Here is a 570-nt window from a genome sequence, read left to right on the forward strand (position 1 = left end):
GTCATGCGGTCGGCCGGGGGAAGCGGGCCACTACGCGGAAGCCGCCGCCTTCGCGTGGACCGGCGGTGAACTGCCCGCCGGCCGCCTGCACCCGCGCCCGCATTCCGGCCATGCCCCGGCCCTCGGCGGGGACGGCCGCCGTGGAGCCCCGGCCCCGGTCAGTGATCTCCACCACGAGGACGCCGGGCTCACGGGACGTGCTCGGCTCCTGCGCCACGCGTACCACCGCGTGGGTCGGGCCGGCGTGCCGCATCACGTTGGTCAGCGACTCCTGGACGACGCGGTGTACGGCCGCGCCCAGGTGGGCGGGTACGGGCCCGTCCGGCTCGGCCACCTCCAGATCCACCGGGAGCCCACCGGCCCGCACGGCCTCGGCGAGCGTCCACAGCCCGTACGGCCCTGCGGCGGACAAATGCGGCATCGGCCCGAGACCGGCTCCGGCGAGTGGTGAAATCGCGTCTGCGATGGCGCTGGAATGCGGCGATATCGGCGTAAGGCCGGTTTCGGGAGGTGACGCGATCGCGTTGGGGGCGGTGCCGGGGTGTGGCGGTCTCGCGCCTGTGTCGGTAC

At 74.7% G+C, this 570-nt stretch carries 1 protein-coding gene; it reads right to left on the reverse strand.

All coding sequences use genetic code 11. The features are described from left to right. Nucleotide 1: 1 nt before the first annotated feature. Complete coding sequence (locus C1I98_RS39580) at nt 2-421, reverse strand: sensor histidine kinase (RefSeq protein ID WP_146607957.1); 420 nt, start codon at nt 419-421, stop codon at nt 2-4. Nucleotides 422-570: the final 149 nt, after the last annotated feature.

It is taken from the genome of Spongiactinospora gelatinilytica (genome assembly GCF_003236385.1).
Taxonomy (GTDB): domain Bacteria; phylum Actinomycetota; class Actinomycetes; order Streptosporangiales; family Streptosporangiaceae; genus Spongiactinospora; species Spongiactinospora gelatinilytica.

Excerpts from the sequence above, each read along its gene's own strand:
- C1I98_RS39580 (WP_146607957.1), bottom strand. The coding sequence starts at position 421 with ATGCCGCATTTGTCCGCCGCAGGGCCGTACGGGCTGTGGACGCTCGCC.